General features: G+C 62.9%; 12 protein-coding genes. 8 read left to right on the top strand and 4 right to left on the bottom strand.

The genetic code is table 11. The features are described from left to right. Positions 1–164 precede the first annotated feature (164 nt). Both xrtU and Pan44_RS13275 read left to right on the top strand, forming a co-directional pair. Positions 165–1,943 carry an exosortase U gene (xrtU, locus tag Pan44_RS13270; RefSeq protein ID WP_145030523.1) on the top strand — a complete coding sequence of 593 codons (1,779 nt, stop codon included), beginning with the start codon at positions 165–167 and terminating at the stop codon, positions 1,941–1,943. Beyond that, positions 1,940–3,439 (top strand): tetratricopeptide repeat protein, encoded by a 1,500-nt coding sequence (locus Pan44_RS13275; RefSeq protein WP_145030524.1) that lies wholly within the window; start codon positions 1,940–1,942, stop codon positions 3,437–3,439. Before xrtU ends, Pan44_RS13275 begins: the two co-directional genes overlap by 4 nt. A gap of 94 nt (positions 3,440–3,533) precedes the next feature. On the opposite strand, the gene Pan44_RS13280 is transcribed toward Pan44_RS13275, so the two are convergent. Then, positions 3,534–4,463 (bottom strand): lactate/malate dehydrogenase family protein, encoded by a 930-nt coding sequence (locus Pan44_RS13280; RefSeq protein ID WP_145030525.1) that lies wholly within the window; start codon positions 4,461–4,463, stop codon positions 3,534–3,536. Between the two features lie 104 nt (positions 4,464–4,567). Here Pan44_RS13280 and Pan44_RS13285 point away from each other — a divergent pair, with 104 nt between their 5' ends. The 6 genes from Pan44_RS13285 (at position 4,568) to Pan44_RS13310 (ending at position 12,490) form a co-directional block, all read left to right on the top strand. Continuing rightward, the gene (locus tag Pan44_RS13285) at positions 4,568–5,044 is read left to right on the top strand and encodes an alkyl hydroperoxide reductase (protein ID WP_145030526.1); all 477 of its coding nucleotides are present in this window, start codon (positions 4,568–4,570) and stop codon (positions 5,042–5,044) included. Next, on the top strand, positions 4,996–5,520 hold the full coding sequence (locus Pan44_RS13290) for a peroxiredoxin-like family protein (protein ID WP_145030527.1): 525 nt from the start codon (positions 4,996–4,998) through the stop codon (positions 5,518–5,520). The genes Pan44_RS13285 and Pan44_RS13290 overlap by 49 nt, the downstream gene beginning before the upstream one ends. A gap of 132 nt (positions 5,521–5,652) precedes the next feature. Continuing rightward, positions 5,653–7,074 carry an arylsulfatase gene (locus tag Pan44_RS13295; protein ID WP_145030528.1) on the top strand — a complete coding sequence of 474 codons (1,422 nt, stop codon included), beginning with the start codon at positions 5,653–5,655 and terminating at the stop codon, positions 7,072–7,074. Positions 7,075–7,147: 73 nt separating this feature from the next. Beyond that, positions 7,148–8,122, top strand: coding sequence for a sugar phosphate isomerase/epimerase family protein (locus tag Pan44_RS13300; protein WP_145030529.1), 975 nt, complete (start codon positions 7,148–7,150; stop codon positions 8,120–8,122). 73 nt (positions 8,123–8,195) lie between these two features. After that, positions 8,196–11,018 (top strand): DUF1553 domain-containing protein, encoded by a 2,823-nt coding sequence (locus tag Pan44_RS13305; RefSeq protein ID WP_145030530.1) that lies wholly within the window; start codon positions 8,196–8,198, stop codon positions 11,016–11,018. Next, positions 11,015–12,490 (top strand): DUF1501 domain-containing protein, encoded by a 1,476-nt coding sequence (locus Pan44_RS13310; protein ID WP_145030531.1) that lies wholly within the window; start codon positions 11,015–11,017, stop codon positions 12,488–12,490. Before Pan44_RS13305 ends, Pan44_RS13310 begins: the two co-directional genes overlap by 4 nt. 68 nt (positions 12,491–12,558) lie before the next feature. On the opposite strand, the gene Pan44_RS13315 is transcribed toward Pan44_RS13310, so the two are convergent. From Pan44_RS13315 to Pan44_RS13325, 3 genes are all read right to left on the bottom strand, one after another. Beyond that, positions 12,559–13,740 carry a DUF6807 domain-containing protein gene (locus Pan44_RS13315; RefSeq protein WP_145030532.1) on the bottom strand — a complete coding sequence of 394 codons (1,182 nt, stop codon included), beginning with the start codon at positions 13,738–13,740 and terminating at the stop codon, positions 12,559–12,561. A gap of 85 nt (positions 13,741–13,825) precedes the next feature. Continuing rightward, entirely contained in the window at positions 13,826–14,806 is a 981-nt protein-coding gene (locus tag Pan44_RS13320; RefSeq protein WP_197454063.1) for a TadE/TadG family type IV pilus assembly protein, read from the bottom strand. A 43-nt stretch (positions 14,807–14,849) separates the two neighbouring features. Next, a complete protein-coding gene (locus Pan44_RS13325) occupies positions 14,850–15,338 on the bottom strand; it encodes a prepilin peptidase (RefSeq protein WP_145030534.1) in 489 nt (162 codons plus the stop codon). Positions 15,339–15,390: the final 52 nt, after the last annotated feature.

Raw genomic sequence — 15,390 nt, forward strand, 5'->3', positions numbered from 1 at the left:
CATTTGGTCCCCGGAGTCGTTAGATTGCCTGACAAGCCGGGCCAGGGCTGCACATCTGTTGCCCCGACGTGTTCGCGGGCAACTGGCCACAGATCGATTGAGGACGTTCCGCTGCAGGAACGCCGGTCGATGGACAACTCAAATGAGGTCTTTTCCGTCGGGGCATGGCTGCACCCGGAAGGGACGCATCCAGGCTCAACGACGTTGTGATGCCCGTGTGGAACCGCTATCGCCTCGCGATCGTCTTCGGTCTTGTCGCCCTCGGCATGGCGCCGTTGACCGCGCTGTACTTCAGAAATCTCTGGTCGCAGACGCACTACCAGTTTTTCCCGGTGCTTCTTGTGGCAGTCGCCGTGCTGTTCGTCTCGCGCTGGAAGGGAGATGAAGACGCCACGGCCGCCGAGCCGTTCGCCGTGCCGGCGAGCCCAGACGACGAAGAGCCTCCGGCATTGCTCTGGTCCCGTCTTCGCCCGCTCGTCGCGCTCTCGATCGTGGGGCTCGGGGTGGTCATCGAATTCGCGGCCATCTGGGCGTTTCCGGCGGTCACGCCGTGGGGTGGCTATGTCGGGCTGCTGGTGGCCGGGTTCGGAATGGTGCTGTATGTCGGCGCCGGTCGACCGGTTTCGCTGATTCCCGTGTGGGCGCTGATGGCGCTGATCCTGCTTCCCCCGGAGAACGCGGATGACCAGTTGATCACCTACCTGCAACAACGGACGGCGTCGTATACGAGCCAGTTGCTCGATTTCCTGGGAGTCGACCACGTTCGCGAGGGAGTGGTCATCGAGATTGCCTCCAAGAAGCTGTTCGTGGAAGAGGCGTGCAGCGGGGTGCAGTCGCTGTTTTCACTGCTCGCCATCGCCGCGGTGCTGGCGGTGTGGTACTCGCGGTCACTGGCGCACACGGCCCTGTTGTTCGTGGCCGCCATCGCGGGGGCCGGTGCGATCAACGTGCTGCGGACGGTCACGATTGTCTACGGGCTCGACAAGATCGGCATTGATCTGCTGAGCGAACCTCAGCACTCGATCCTGGGCATGGTTGTGTTCGTGGTTGCGCTCGTCTGGCTGGTCTGCTGCGACGCATTCCTGACATTCCTGATGGGCCCGCTTGATTCACCCGATGCGATCGAGTCGGACAACTTCTGGATTGTTCTCTGGAACCGCCTGATTGCGGGATTCCGCTGGGAGACGGAGCCCGCTCCGCTCCCCCGCAGCGGACCAACGATGAAGCTCATCAGCACCACCGCTCTGGTTGCACTGGCGGTCAGTGGGGGGACGCTGGCCATTGCCTCGACGAAGGCGGTCATCGCCAGCCAGCGCCCGGGTGCGAACCCGATCCTCGCCCCTGTCGATGAAGGGAAGGTCATCGGCACGCTCGGCAGTCTGAAGGAAGACTTCCTTCCTGCAAACCTGGATGGCTGGGAACAGGTCGGGTTCGAAGTCGTCAAACGCTCCGAGAGCAATGCGCTCGGCGAGCACTCCCGGATGTGGGTTTATAAGGCTCCGTTCGGCCTCGCGACCCTGTCCGTCGATTATCCGTTTCGCGGCTGGCACGACCTGAAGACCTGCTACGAGGGGACCGGATGGTCCACTTCCGACGTTCTGACTTCCCAAACCGCCGGCGGACATGGCATCTACGACGTGACCCAGTTCACTCTCCGCAAACATACCAGAGAGTCGGCACTCGTGGTGTTTGCGGCAATGAACGAGAAACTGAAGCCTGTGCCGACGCGTGAAGGAGGAGGCACGGCGCAAACATTCATCGACAAGATCCAGAAAGCACTCCGGGCGACCGACAGCATGGAAGTGATCGCCCAGTTCCAGATTCTCGTGCAGCCGTCCCGCCAGCTCGGTGAAAAGGATGTCGACGACATTCATCGCCACCTCAACGATCTTCGTGCCCGTCTGGTGGAGCATGTCCGGGCGAATGCGGAGGTGTCGCCGTGAATCTCGCCGACTTTTTCCTGATGGTTCTGGCGCGGCTCAATCCGGCGCCGTTTGTTTTCGGCTGGCTGGAGAGTCGTCCGTGGCGGCTGTTGCTCGCCGGTCTGCCGGTGCTCTCGGCCATTGTGGTGGCCGTCGCCCTTCGGGCTTCGATGAACCATGCCAACGGCGAGGTCGAGCTGCGGCGTTATCTGGCGGCGGCTGGCGAAGCCCTCCGCAATGGAGACGACACGAAGGCCGACCTGTGTTTCCGTCGCGCTCAGCTCATGGCGCCCATCGATCCCCGGCCGAAGTTCGGTCTGGCGACCCTGGCGGAGAAAGAGGGGGATCACAAGAAGGCGAGCGCGATCATGGAGTCGCTCGCCGCCGGGAATGACAGCGTGGCGACCGAGGCCAACCGCTGGCTGATTACGAAGACGGACGTCGAAAAACTCGACAATGCGGGACGCCAGCAGCTGATTCGGCGGCTCGAACGGGGCGTTGCCATCGATCCAGAGAACATCGATTTCCGGCTGCTGCTCGCGAAGCTGTATACCGATGCGGGTTTCGCGGAGAACGCACTGACGCATCTCGAGGTGGTTGCTCAGAAACGTCCGATGTATCGCCTGTCGGTGCTACAGCTGATCGCGGCGACGAAGGGAGAAAACGCCGTCCGCGAAGAAGCCGCGGCCTCGGAGAAGTTCTTCCGCGAGAAACTCGCGAAGGAGCCCGCGGATCTCGATTCGCGGCTGTTGTGCGCCTGGTCGCTCGCATTCCAGAAGAAGTATCGTGAGGCGGTTGAGATGCTCGAACAGGGAGGAACGCTCAGCGATCCTGTCGTTCTCCGGAAGGCGATCTCCTCCATCACCATTGGCTGGGCGAATGAACTCCGCGACAAGAAGGAGGATCCGCGGAAGGTGCTGGAGCTCACGTCGGCGGCGCTCAAGGCGGACCCTTCGAATTCCGCGGCCCTGCTGATGCTGACCGAGATGACGCGCGATGACTCCGCAGGCGAAGATGCGCTGACGATGCTCAAGGAGAGGCTTGCCAATGGGGATAGCCCCTGGCTGATTCACATGGCACTCGGCACGCGGCTGCTCGAACTCGGCAAGCTCGAGGAAGGGGCGGAGCATCTCGAACAGGCGGTGAAGCTGAATCCGTCGGCGGCCATTGCGATGAACAACCTTGCCTGGACGCTGGCCACGCAGGCACCGGTTGATCTCAAGCGGGCCGAGAACCTTGCAGGTCGGGCCGTGGAGCTGGCGCCGGGGAATCCGCAGATCCGCGAGACGCGCGGCCAGATCTATCTCAAGCAGGGGCGTTGGAAAGACGCGCTCGCAGACCTGGAATTGATTCTGCCTGTGTACTCACGAGAGAAGCAGCTGGCGGGGCAGCTGCCGAAACTGCATGGCTCACTCGCCAAGGCATACGAGGAGCTGGGGAATGACGACATGGCCAGGCGTCATCGCGAGCTTTCGCAGGCGAAGTCCGCGCGGCCGAACGAGAAGAAAGCGGAATAGCCTTCCTGTTCAGCGGACGGCTTTCAGCGCGAGCCATGCCACGAGGCCGCATTGGGAGCACCTTCGGGCATGGCGGGGGGGCGCCACCGAGGATCTAACCCTTCAACACTTTGTCGATCGTCTCCCTGAGGACGACGCCGCTGTGCTGCAGCGCCACGCGCTCTTTCGGCCACAGGTCGACTTCGACATGCCCGAGGATCCCCTTGCGGCCGACGATCGTCGGGACTGAGATCGCGACGTCCTGGAGGTCATAGCATCCGTTCTGGAGGGTCGAGACCGGCAGGACCCGCCGCTGGTCGAGCGCGATGCTGTGAACGACGTCGGCGATCGACACGCCCACCGCGAATCCCGCTCCTCCCTTTTTCTTGATCACCTCCGCGCCGCTGCCGCGAGTCCGCTTTTCGACTTCGGCGATCATCGCGCTCGAAGCGCCCGGCCACTTCTCGAGCGGCAGGCCCGCCACCTGCGCGGCCGACCAGACCGGGACCATGCTGTCGCCATGCTCGCCGAGGATGACGGCCGACACCTGCATTGGTGGAACATTGAGCCGCGCTGCGAGGAGGCTGCGCAGGCGCACGGTATCGAGGACCGTTCCCAGCCCGAGCACTTGTGTTGCCGGGAGGCCGAGTTCCTTGATCGCGAGATAGGTCAGGACGTCAACGGGGTTGGAAACGACGAACACCAGGGCATCTTTCTTGAGCCCGGCCTTCTTCATGTCGGCAAGAATCGTGCGGAACAGAGCGACGTTCCGGTTGATGAGGTCCAGGCGGCTTTCGTCGGGTTTGCGCCGCAGGCCCGCGGTGATCACGATGCAGTCGGCCGTCTTGTAGTCGTCGTTGGTGCCGGCTCGTACGGTCTGGTCGGCCATCAGGGCGGCGCCGTGCAGGATGTCGAGCGCCTGACCTTCGGCCAGGTCCTGGTTGACGTCCAGCAGGACGATTTCGCGGACGATTTTTCCGGCCTGGAGGGCAAAGCCCGCGCACGATCCGACGAGACCCCCACCTCCGACAATCGCAACCTTCATGGTGAGCTCGCAACCTCGTGAATCTGAATGGACGTTAAACCGGCCGGTCGACGGCGGTTTCCGGAAGGGCGGCCATTCCGGTCGCCACGGCCCGGGGAGTCTACATGAAATCGCTGGCGGGAAAACAAGTCGGGGAGAGTGGGCGGCTCGGCCGACGGGTTCTGGTGGCCGCGGGAGTCTACAATCTCGTCTGGGGATTGTTCGTCATCCTTCGGCCGCTGGCATTCTTCGAATGGACCCGGTTCGAGCCGCTGCCGAATTATCCGGAACTCTGGCAGTGCATGGGGATGGTGATCGGCGTTTACGGAATCGGTTACCTGATCGCCGCGAGTGACCCTGTGCGGCATTGGCCGATTGTGCTGGTTGGACTGCTGGGGAAAATCTTCGGACCGATCGGTTTTGTCTGGACGGCGGCCGGTGGAAAGCTGCCCTGGAGCTTTGGAGTGATGCTCCTCACGAACGACCTGATCTGGTGGGCGCCGTTCGGAATCATTCTGCACCAGGCCTGGATTCATCATCGGGAGTCAGCCGAATGCCAGCGACTTCAACCACCTCGCCGTGGACAGGTTTCCGCAGTGTGAGCGGCCGGACGCTACAGGACATCTCAGACGAGAAGCCGACCCTGCTGGTCTTCCTGCGGCATGCCGGCTGCACTTTCTGTCGGGAAGCCCTGGCGGATCTTCATGCGCGACTGGGTGAGATCGAAGCCCTTGGCTCGCAGGTTGCGATCGTCTACCAGGAATCTCCGGAGGGGATGCGGCCGCTGATCGAGAAGAACGATCTGGCCCGGGTCGAGCAATTCTCGGATCCGGACCGCAGTCTGTACGAGGCGTTCCAGCTTCAGCTTGGGAGAGTCCGGCAGTTGTTCAATTTCAAGACGCTCGTTCGCGGATTCCAGGCCGCCATCACGAGCGGGCACGGATTCGGCGCCGTGACGAGCAATGTCTATCAGCTTCCGGGCGCATTTCTCGTCCATCGCGGGCGGGTGCTCCGCGAGTTCCGGCATCAGTCGGCCTCCGATCGTCCGAACTATTCGGAAATGGCCTGTCCGATCTGACGATTTCGATGCGGCAGGCAGCGGGGGCGGGGCCGCATCAGGCGCTTTGCCAACCCATGCCGTTTCCGGTACATCAACGTTGGTTGATGGCAGTGCGCCATTCAATCCAGACGCACGATTGCAGGGGAGGTCATGATGAACCGGTGGGTCATTCTCGCGGCAGCCGGGTTATTGCTGTCGATCGTTGGACAGGCCTCGGCCCAGTCTGAAGGCGCGCCTCTTCCGAACATCGTGTTCATCATGGCTGATGATCTCGGCTATGGAGACCTCAGCTGCTACGGACAGAAGAAGTTCAAGACGCCGAATATCGACCGTCTCGCGGCCGAGGGCCTTCGCTTCACCGACTATTACGCCGGGGCCACAGTGTGCGCTCCGTCCCGCTGCGTGCTGATGACCGGCCTGCACACCGGACATTGCTACATCCGCGGGAACAGCAAGCTTTCGCTCCGAGCCGGTGACGTCACCGTCGCGGAAATGCTTCAGAAGGCTGGGTACACCTGCGGGCAGTTCGGGAAATGGGGGCTCGGCGGCGAGAAAACCGGCGGGATGCCGACGAAGCAGGGGTTCAACACCTTCTATGGCTATCTTGACCAGCACCACGCCCACAACTATTTCCCGACCTTCCTCATCCGGAACACCGAGCGCGTGCCGCTGACGAACGTGGTGCCGGAAGAGGATCCTCTTGGCGGCGGCGTAGCGACCGAGCGGAACCAGTATTCGCCCGACCTCATCTTCGGCGAGGCCTTGAAGTTCCTCGACGACAACAAATCAAAGCCCTTCTTCCTCTATCTCTCGATCACCCTCCCGCACGCCAATAACGAGGCGAAGCAGAAAGGGATGGAGATTCCGGATTACGGCAGCTTCAAGAACGAAGACTGGCCCGATGCCCAGAAGGGGCTCGCCGCCATGATTCGTCGGCTCGACGACCAGGTCGGCGAAGTGCTCGACAAGCTCAACGAACTGGGCCTCGATGGCAAGACGCTCGTGATGTTCACGTCTGACAATGGTCCACACCGAGAGGGGGGCAACAATCCCGACTTCTTCGATTCCAACGGTCCTTACCGGGGCATCAAGCGCGATCTTTATGAAGGGGGGATTCGCGTTCCTCTTCTCGCCCGATGGCCGGGCCGCATTGCGAAGGGGACGACGACCGCTTACCAGGGCTATCACGGCGACATGTTTGCGACGTTCTGCGACCTCGCCGGAATTCGGACGCTCCCCGATCTCGACAGCCTCAGTCTGGCTCCGCTCCTGCTGGGGCGACCCGAGGATCAGCAGACTCACAAGTACCTGTATTGGGAGTTCCACGAGCGGGGCTTCACCCAGGCCGTCCGTCACGGCGAGTGGAAAGCTGTGCGCGACGGCGGAGAGAAGGGGAAGCTCCAACTCTACAACCTCATCGATGACCCGGGTGAAACGACGGACCTCGCTGCAACGGACAAGGAAGTTGCCCGCCAGATGGCCCTGTTCATGAAGGATGCCCACGTCGACAGCCGCGACTGGCCGATCCGAACAGAAAAGAAGAAGCCGCAGGCCAAGGCCGACGCGAAGTAAGCCCGATTCGTACATTTGGCCCGGGCGCCCGCCCGCCCGCTGGCCGACCTCCAGGAATTCCTCCGAGACCCGTATGTCTGCACCGCTGGATTCGCGTTCCGACCTGTCCCGTCGCGACTGGATCAAGATCGCGGGACTGGCCGCATCGTCTCTCTCTCTGGGAACCGCCATGCCTGCCGCCGCCGCTCCGTCGTCGACTCCCTACGGCCCATTCCGGTTCTGTCTCAACATGAGCACGATCCGCGGGCAAAAGTTGACGCTCGAGCAGGAAATCGATCTCGCGGCGAAGGCGGGCTATTCGGGCATCGAGCCGTGGATCAACGAAATCGAAAACGCTGTGTCACGGGGCGTCTCACTCGGCGAACTGCGGAAGCGGATCGATGACGCCGGCCTGAGGGTGGAGAGCGCCATCGGGTTCGCGAAATGGCTGGTCAACGATGACGCCGAACGCGCGAAAGGTCTCGAACAACTCAAACGCGACATGGAGATGGTGAAGGCGCTGGGAGGTGCATACATCGCCGCGCCTCCGTCTGGGATGCAAAACGCTGATGCGGCGCTCGTCGACGTCGTCACCGCCGGCGAACGCTATCGCGCGGCCCTTGAAGTGGGGGACGCCGCGGGAGTGACGCCGATGGTCGAGGTGTGGGGCTTCTCCAGGAACCTGTCGAGGCTGGGCGACTCGGTGGGATGCGCGCTGGAGAGCGCGCATCCGAAGGCCTGCGTGCTGACGGACGTCTATCACATCCACAAAGGCGGCTCAGATTCGCGAAGTCTGCGGATGCTCTCCGGAAAGGCACTTCCGGTGATGCACATGAACGATTACCCCGACCGGCCGCGCAAGGATCTGTCGGACGCGGATCGCGTTTACCCGGGCGATGGTGTCGCTCCGTTGACGGAGATTCTGCGCATCCTGCGCGATGTCGGATTCAACGGGTCGCTCTCACTTGAACTGTTCAATCGCGACTACTGGAAGCAGGACGCCATGGTCGTTGCAAAAACAGGACTGGAGAAGATGCAGGCGGCCGTGGCGAAGGCGCTGGCGGGTTGAACTTTGCTGTGGCCGGGACGCGCTCTCGCTCCGGCTTCTCACGACTCCCTCGCGCCTCCATACTGGAGTCTTGATGTCCAGTTGCCTCCGCACCCTGATCCTATTGGGATGCCTCAGCACGAGCGCTGCGGCGGACGGCGATTCGCTTTACGTCGATAAGGTGAAGCCGCTGCTGCAGGAACGCTGTTTTTCCTGCCACGGCGCACTCGCTCAGAACGCCGGGCTCAGACTCGATACCGCTCGGGCGATCCTTCAGGGAGGCGACTCCGGCCCCGCCGCGATCGCGGGAGATTCGGCAGGCAGCCTGCTGATCAGTCGGATCACCTCGACGGAAGAGTCTGAACGGATGCCGCCCGAAGGCAAACCGCTGACGGCCGAGGAAATCGACCATCTCCGCAACTGGATCACCAGTGGCGGTCGCGGCCCGGATGGCGAGAAGCCTCAGCCCGATCCCCGCACTCACTGGGCATTCCAGAAGCCGGTCCGCCCGGCTGTTCCCCAGGTTCGCCTGTCGGAGAAATCAGGGATACGGAATCCGATCGACGCCTTCATCGTGGATGAACTCTCCAGGCAGCAACTGGAGTTCGTCCCGGAAGCGGACCGCGAGACTCTCCTCCGCCGCGTCACTCTCGACCTGATCGGTGTTCCCCCCACGCCCGGGGATCTGGAGCGGTTCCTCGCCGATGACGCGCCGGGGGCCTACGAGCGGCTCGTCGATCGCCTTCTGGCTGATCCGCGGTACGGTGAGCGGTGGGGACGTCACTGGATGGACGTCTGGCGCTACAGCGACTGGTACGGCCGTCGTCACGTGCCAGACGTCATGAACAGCTATCCCCACATCTGGCGCTGGCGGGACTGGATCGTTCGGTCATTGAACGCGGACCGCGGCTACGACGAGATGGTCCTGGCGATGCTCGCCGCCGATGAAGTCTTTCCCGGCAATGATGAGGAAGTCGTCGCCACGGGCTTCCTAGTTCGAAACTGGTTCAAGTGGAACTACGAATCGTGGATGAAGGACAACGTCGAGCACACGGGGAAGGCGTTTCTCGGGCTGACGCTCAATTGCTGCCAGTGCCACGACCACAAGTACGATCCGATCACACAGCGTGAGTATTTTCAGTTCCGGGCGTTCTTCGAACCGCTGGAACTCCGTCAGGACCGCGTTCCGGGGCTGCCTGATCCCGGGCCGTTCCGGAAATATGTCTACACGGAGTCGTATGGTCCGATCGCGGCCGGGTTGATTCGCGTCTTCGATGAAAAGCTGGATGCCCAGACGTTTCTCTATGCGAAAGGGGATGCGCGAAACCGCATCGAAGGGGAACCTCCCGCGGTTCCGCAGGCTCCGGCCGTCCTTATGACGCCCGATTTCAAAGTCGAACCGGTCGCATTGCAGCCAGAGGCGTTCTATCCGGGCATGAAGGCTGAACTCCGGACGGAAGACCTCGCAAAAGCCGATCACGCGATCGCCGCCGCGACGACCGAACTCAACAACGCCCGTAGTGCGGCCGGCATTACGAGGCAGTTGCTTGCCGACGCACGCGTCCAGGCTGACCAACCCCCAACGGCCGCGACTCCCCCCAGCCCGGGGGCCCTGCTGGCGGCCGAGCAGGCAGCGATCGATGCCGAAGCGAACCTCGAACTCCTGCAGGTCCGCGTGGCAGTCGCGGAGGCCCAGAAAAGTTCACTGAAAGCCCGCATCGCGGCCGACGATGCGAAGTACCGCGGCGGCTCCACGGGCGCTGACCTGGCACAGGCGGCGTCGTGGGCCGAGCGTCGCGCCGCATGGCAGGTCGCAAAGGCCAACCTGCTGTCCGCAGAGCAGGGGATGCTGGTTGCCGAACGAAATGCGGTGAAGGACGAAGCCGCCAAGGCGAAACTCCCCGAGGCCCAGAAGAAGCTGGAAACGGCCCGGCAAGCCGTCGACGCCAGTCGCACCGCGCTCTCCACGACCAGCGAGACGTACAAGCCGCTGTCTCCGGTGTATCCCGAACGTTCGACGGGCCGCCGAGCGGCGCTGGCCCGATGGATCGCAAATCGGGCCAACCCGCTCACGGCACGTGTCGCGGTCAATCACCTGTGGATGCGACATTTCGGCCGCGGGCTCGTCGAAACCCCCTCGAACTTCGGGCTGAACGGAAAGGCCCCGAGTCATCCTCAGCTTCTGGACTGGCTGGCCGTCGAACTGATGGACAACGGATGGCAAATGAAACATCTCCATCGACTGATGGTGACGAGCCGGACGTATCGCTCGCGTTCCACGGCGGGAGGGACTGACCATCCCGGTTTCATGAGCGATCCTGAGAACCGGCTCTACTGGAGGAGCACTCCGCGGCGCATGGAGGCGGAGGTCGTTCGTGACAGCGTCCTGGCCGCGGCAGGCACGCTGGACGATACGGCTGGAGGCCAGGAACTCGATCACTCATTGGGCCTCAAGAGTGTTCGTCGCAGCCTCTATTTCGCCTCCCATGGCGAATCGCAAATGCAGTTCCTGGACCTGTTTGACGGCCCCACTCCGGCGGAATGCTACCAGCGGTCGAGTTCCGTCGTTCCGCAGCAGGCGCTGTCACTGGCGAACAGCGATCTGGTGACGCAGCAGGCTCGTCACACCGCGGTCGTGCTCTGGCAGGAATGTGCGACGGCCGAGACCGATCGCGAACTGTCGTTTATCCGAAGCGCCTTCCGCCGGATCCTGTCGCGGGATCCGCGCATGGGCGAGGTCGATGCGTCGCGCCAGTTTCTCGCCGAGCAGACGCGGCTCCTCGAGGTTGAGACCCTTCCGGAAACGACCGACGATCCAAAAGCTCCTTCCCCACGTCCCGCCGACGCAGCCGGACGCGCCCGGGAAGATTTCATTCACGCCCTGTTCAATCACAACGATTTCGTGACCATTCGATGAACCATCGATCGAACACCGGCTATCCCTGCGGCCGCATCGGACGGAGGAGCTTTCTGGCGGATGTCGGCATGGGCTTCACGGGCCTGGCCCTCGGCAGCATGCTGCAGCGTGAGGCACGGGGAGATTCTCCCATCGGTGTGTCGGGCGGCCACTTTCCCGCACGCGCGAAAAACGTCATCTGGGTTTTCCTGTCGGGCGGCGTGAGCCATCTGGAAACCTTCGATCCCAAGCCCAGGTTGAACGACCTCGCCGGAAAGACCTACGACGAAACGACCCTGCCCAATCCGCAGAAATCCCCGCTGTTCCTCGAGCGGTCCCGGTCCGTCGTCGGCATGGACCGCGAAGTCGTTTCGAAGATTTTCCCGCTACAGGTGGGCTACGGCAAACGGGGGGAGTCGGGGATTGAAGTGAGTGACTGGCATCCGCATCTCGCGGGCGTCGTCGACGACCTGTGCATCGTTCGGTCGATGTGGACGACCGATAACGACCACGCCGCCGAGTTCCAGATGCACACCGGCCGGCACGCGCTCGATGAACAGCAGCCGACGATCGGCTCGTGGGTCAGCTATGGGCTTGGTTCGCTCAACGACAATCTGCCACAGTTTGTCTTTCTCGGACAGTACAAGGATACCCGCGTCAAAAAGGACTTTGCGGCGGACTATCTGGGCCCGCAGCATGCTGGCATCGAGCTGTCACTCGATCCGGCTCAGCCACTTCCCTTCGGTTCCCGTCCGCCCGGAGTGTCGCTCGAAGAGCAGCGCCGGGAGTTCGACTTCATCAACCGGCTGAACGGCCTCTCTGCGGTGGAGTATCCCGACGACGAACAGCTTCGCGCCCGGATCCGCTCTTACGAACTGGCGTACCGGATGCAGATGTCCGCTCCGGAAGTGCTGAACCTTGCTGCGGAGACGGCCGAAACTCAGCAGATGTACGGCATCGGTCAGCCGACGACCGAGCTTTATGGCCGCCGCCTGCTTGCGGCGCGCCGTCTGGCCGAGCGTGGCGTTCGCTTTACGCTCGTCTACCTGAGCGACTTTGGCGAATGGGATTCCCACAGCGACATCAAGAACCTGCACGCCCGCTCATGCGGTCGCGTCGACCAGCCGCTCGCCGCCCTGATCAGGGACCTCAAGCAGCGCGGGATGATGGATGAGACCCTTGTCGTCTGTGCGACTGAATTTGGCCGCACGCCCGCCCTGGAGGCGACGAGCCTTAACAAGGCCGGCACCGGCCGGGATCACCATCCCCACGGATTCACGATCTGGATGGCCGGCGCGGGCGTCAAAGCGGGCCACGTTCACGGCGCGACGGACGAACTCGGATTTCACGCCGTCGAGCATCCGCACTACGTGACCGACATCCATGCGACCGTACTCCATCTCCTCGGTCTCGATAACCGCCGTCTGGAGATTCCCGGCCGAAAGCGGCTCGAGGCGGATCACGGCCAGGTCATCCGCGAAATCCTCACATAACAAGAGGATCCTTCAAAAAAAGAACCCGACGTTCCTGCCGTCGGGTTCCGGGCTGCGGGTCGAAACGGTCACTTCGTTTCGGCGAACTTCTTGAACGTTCCGGCGACATCGGCGGCCTTGGCGTCGCCGGGATGCACATACACGCCGTACCGAAGTTGGACGCTCTCCCCCTGCTTCAGTTCATGTGGAGGCGTCTCCACCTTTTTGTTGGTGTAGTCCGGGTCGCCGAACGGGCTGATGGCAAACAGGCCGTAGTCGCGTACGTGATAGCGGGAGGGGCGGAAGTTGCCCGGATGATCCATCACGGTCACTCCATACAGCGCATCGCCAATCTTTCCCTCGTAGTCGATCCAGGGAGTCGGCTGGCCCCACAGCGCTTTTGTACCTTCCACTCCCGCATCGCTCACGACATGAGCCCCAGCCATGATCTCGCGCATCGAGTTCGGCACGCGAACGGCGAACATCCCCTCCTTTGTATGGCCGAACGTCACGGGGCCCGCCACCGCCTTCAGTGTCGCGTCGTAGTCGATCAGCCGATTCGCATGGATGCGGATCGTCGACGTCTCCTCGAGCACCGGCTCATTCTTCTCGTTGACCCAGTGATTGACGACCTTCATGACCGCCGTCTCCCCTTTCGGCGTCACCAGTTCGACCGACTTGTTGACAATGTTGTGTCCCTCGGCCCAGTGCTTCAGGCCGTTGATTTCATCGATGGAAAACCAGATTCCCTTGTGGTGCGGGTGGTCGTAGTAGCGGGGGTCTTTCTTGTCGATCTTGACCAGCGGGATTTCGTCGTTGATCAGTCGCACCACTGTCGACGCGATGGGGACGACATTCATGGCGGACAGCCATCCATCCTTCGCGGGGATGTAAATCGCGTTGCCTTCGATTTTCGAGGCGACCAGAAGCTCCCCGAACTTCAGCGTTTCCTTCGCATCGCGTGAACGGGGAGTCGACCGCAGGATCGCCCCCTCGGAAATGACGAACACTGAGTTGAGGAGCTGGTCCTGGTTCGAGCCCGGCGTCTCCAGCCGCTTCTTCAACTCGGTGAAACCGCCAGCCGCGGCGACCGGCAGGAAAAACGGCTTCTTGCGGCCAACATTGAACTGGTACGCCAGGAATCCCTCATCGCCGATCGTCGCAGTGACGACCTGTTCTCCCTTTGTCAGGAGAACTTCATCGGCTGCGGCAAACGAACCGGCGGCAATGACGCACAGCGAAAAGAGAGCGGACAACGCAAGGCGGGGCACGCGAGGTCTCCGTAGGGGAATGGGCGATGAGTCAGGCAGGTCCCGACCGGTCTCCCGGTCAGGTCGCGGGGCGTCTCAGGCACCATCATGGCGCATGAGTTCTCGGACGCAAGGACTGTAATCCTTCAATCGTCATCGTCGCGGTGGCTGACAGCGTCGTCTTGTAAACGCCGTCTTCGAGAACGATGCGGCCGTCGCCATTCGCGATGCCGGCCGCCAGCCAGCGTCCCGGCCCGGGGAGCAGCGCGAACTTGTGCCGCACGGTCACCTCCACGGGATCCTGCCAGCCCACTTCCGCCGGAGCATTGGGGATCGTGGGATGTCCCACGGGGTTATAGGTGTGAATCTCGCCCGCGAAGGGGATCGAACTGCGATCGTCAAACCGCAGGGCGACGGTGGTGTTCGCGAAGCTGTAGTTCGTCTTGTTCGACAGCCGCTGGGGGAGCCGGCCATTTGCCGATGCGTTGGAATCGATCGCCCGCACCACTGCCGTCAGGGCGCCCGCCGTCGAAGGTGCCAGCGAGGACGTTGTCGCCGAGGCCGTTGTTCGGGAAGGGGAAATCGACACACAGGCCAGTGCCGCGGCCGACCAGATTTCCCGCGTTTTGCGGCTTCCCAGCGAGTCGGCCGCCTGGGAGTTCCAGACGAGTTCGCTCCCCACAGCGGCGGCCGCCGGAAGCACGTTCGCGTTCGTCGAACGCCCGGACGGAATGATCGATGAGTCGATCGTGACAGCGGGGATCCACACGCTGGCGGCCCGCGCCGCCGCGAAGGCCGCGTACTGCACCGTGACGACGCCGATCAGCAACTGGCTGAGCTGAACGATGAACAGCAGGATCAGGATCAACAGCGGGAGCGTCAGCACAAACGCCAGCGACTGCACCGCTCCCCGCGTGTCCCGATGGAACCGGAAGGATGTCCGAATGGCGCCGGGCGAATGGATTGCCGCGGGCCATCGAGTCTCACGTGAAAATGTCGCCCGGATGAGCACCGCCGCGAGTAGCCCGCAGGCGGCGATCGCGATGAACAGCGGCAGGCAGGCCTGGGCGAATGAGACGGAGTTCACGGCGGAGGTCAGCAGGAAGTTAGGTTGGCGCGCGCCACGGGCCCTACTTCGGCCAGGTCACGAGCAGCACCGCGGCCAGCGCGGCAGGCGCAAGATACATCGGGCGGGCGTCGGGAGTCATCGTTCCAGCGATATCGCCAGGCAGCGGCCGGGGACGCAACGAGCGCCAGATCCCACCCAGCCCCTCCTTCCAGATGACCGTGCTCAGCATGCAGACCGCTGCGAGCGTGAAGGTCCACATCAGCGCATGCAGTCCTTCGGTCCATCCAAGCGACGCGCCCATCAGCACTGCGAGTTTCACATCGCCGCCCCCGAGCGCCCCCGCCAGCCACGCCAGCGCCAGCAGTCCGCCGCAGACCGCTGCCCCCAGCAGTGATGCCGCAAACCCCTCCCACTGGGAGGAGCCGGCGGAAATCGCGAAAACCATTGCGATCGCCGGATAGGTGATGACGTTCGGAATCATTCGCCGCCGAAGGTCGGTCCAGGCGGCGAGCGTCAGCGCGGCAAACAGGACGACGTGGGCCGCGGACATGACCTGAAATGAAGAGTCGTCGGAGACGGAACGCCGGAGCGGCAACCCGGGG

The sequence above is a fragment of the Caulifigura coniformis genome (genome assembly GCF_007745175.1).
In the GTDB taxonomy this organism is placed as follows: Bacteria; Planctomycetota; Planctomycetia; order Planctomycetales; family Planctomycetaceae; genus Caulifigura; species Caulifigura coniformis.

Excerpts from the sequence above, each read along its gene's own strand:
- Pan44_RS13280 (WP_145030525.1), bottom strand. The coding sequence starts at position 4,463 with ATGAAGGTTGCGATTGTCGGAGGTGGGGGTCTCGTCGGATCGTGCGCG.
- Pan44_RS13310 (WP_145030531.1), top strand. The coding sequence starts at position 11,015 with ATGAACCATCGATCGAACACCGGCTATCCCTGCGGCCGCATCGGACGG.
- Pan44_RS13300 (WP_145030529.1), top strand. The coding sequence starts at position 7,148 with ATGTCTGCACCGCTGGATTCGCGTTCCGACCTGTCCCGTCGCGACTGG.
- Pan44_RS13325 (WP_145030534.1), bottom strand. The coding sequence starts at position 15,338 with ATGTCCGCGGCCCACGTCGTCCTGTTTGCCGCGCTGACGCTCGCCGCC.
- Pan44_RS13285 (WP_145030526.1), top strand. The coding sequence starts at position 4,568 with ATGAAATCGCTGGCGGGAAAACAAGTCGGGGAGAGTGGGCGGCTCGGC.
- Pan44_RS13295 (WP_145030528.1), top strand. The coding sequence starts at position 5,653 with ATGATGAACCGGTGGGTCATTCTCGCGGCAGCCGGGTTATTGCTGTCG.
- xrtU (WP_145030523.1), top strand. The coding sequence starts at position 165 with ATGGCTGCACCCGGAAGGGACGCATCCAGGCTCAACGACGTTGTGATG.
- Pan44_RS13290 (WP_145030527.1), top strand. The coding sequence starts at position 4,996 with ATGCCAGCGACTTCAACCACCTCGCCGTGGACAGGTTTCCGCAGTGTG.
- Pan44_RS13305 (WP_145030530.1), top strand. The coding sequence starts at position 8,196 with ATGTCCAGTTGCCTCCGCACCCTGATCCTATTGGGATGCCTCAGCACG.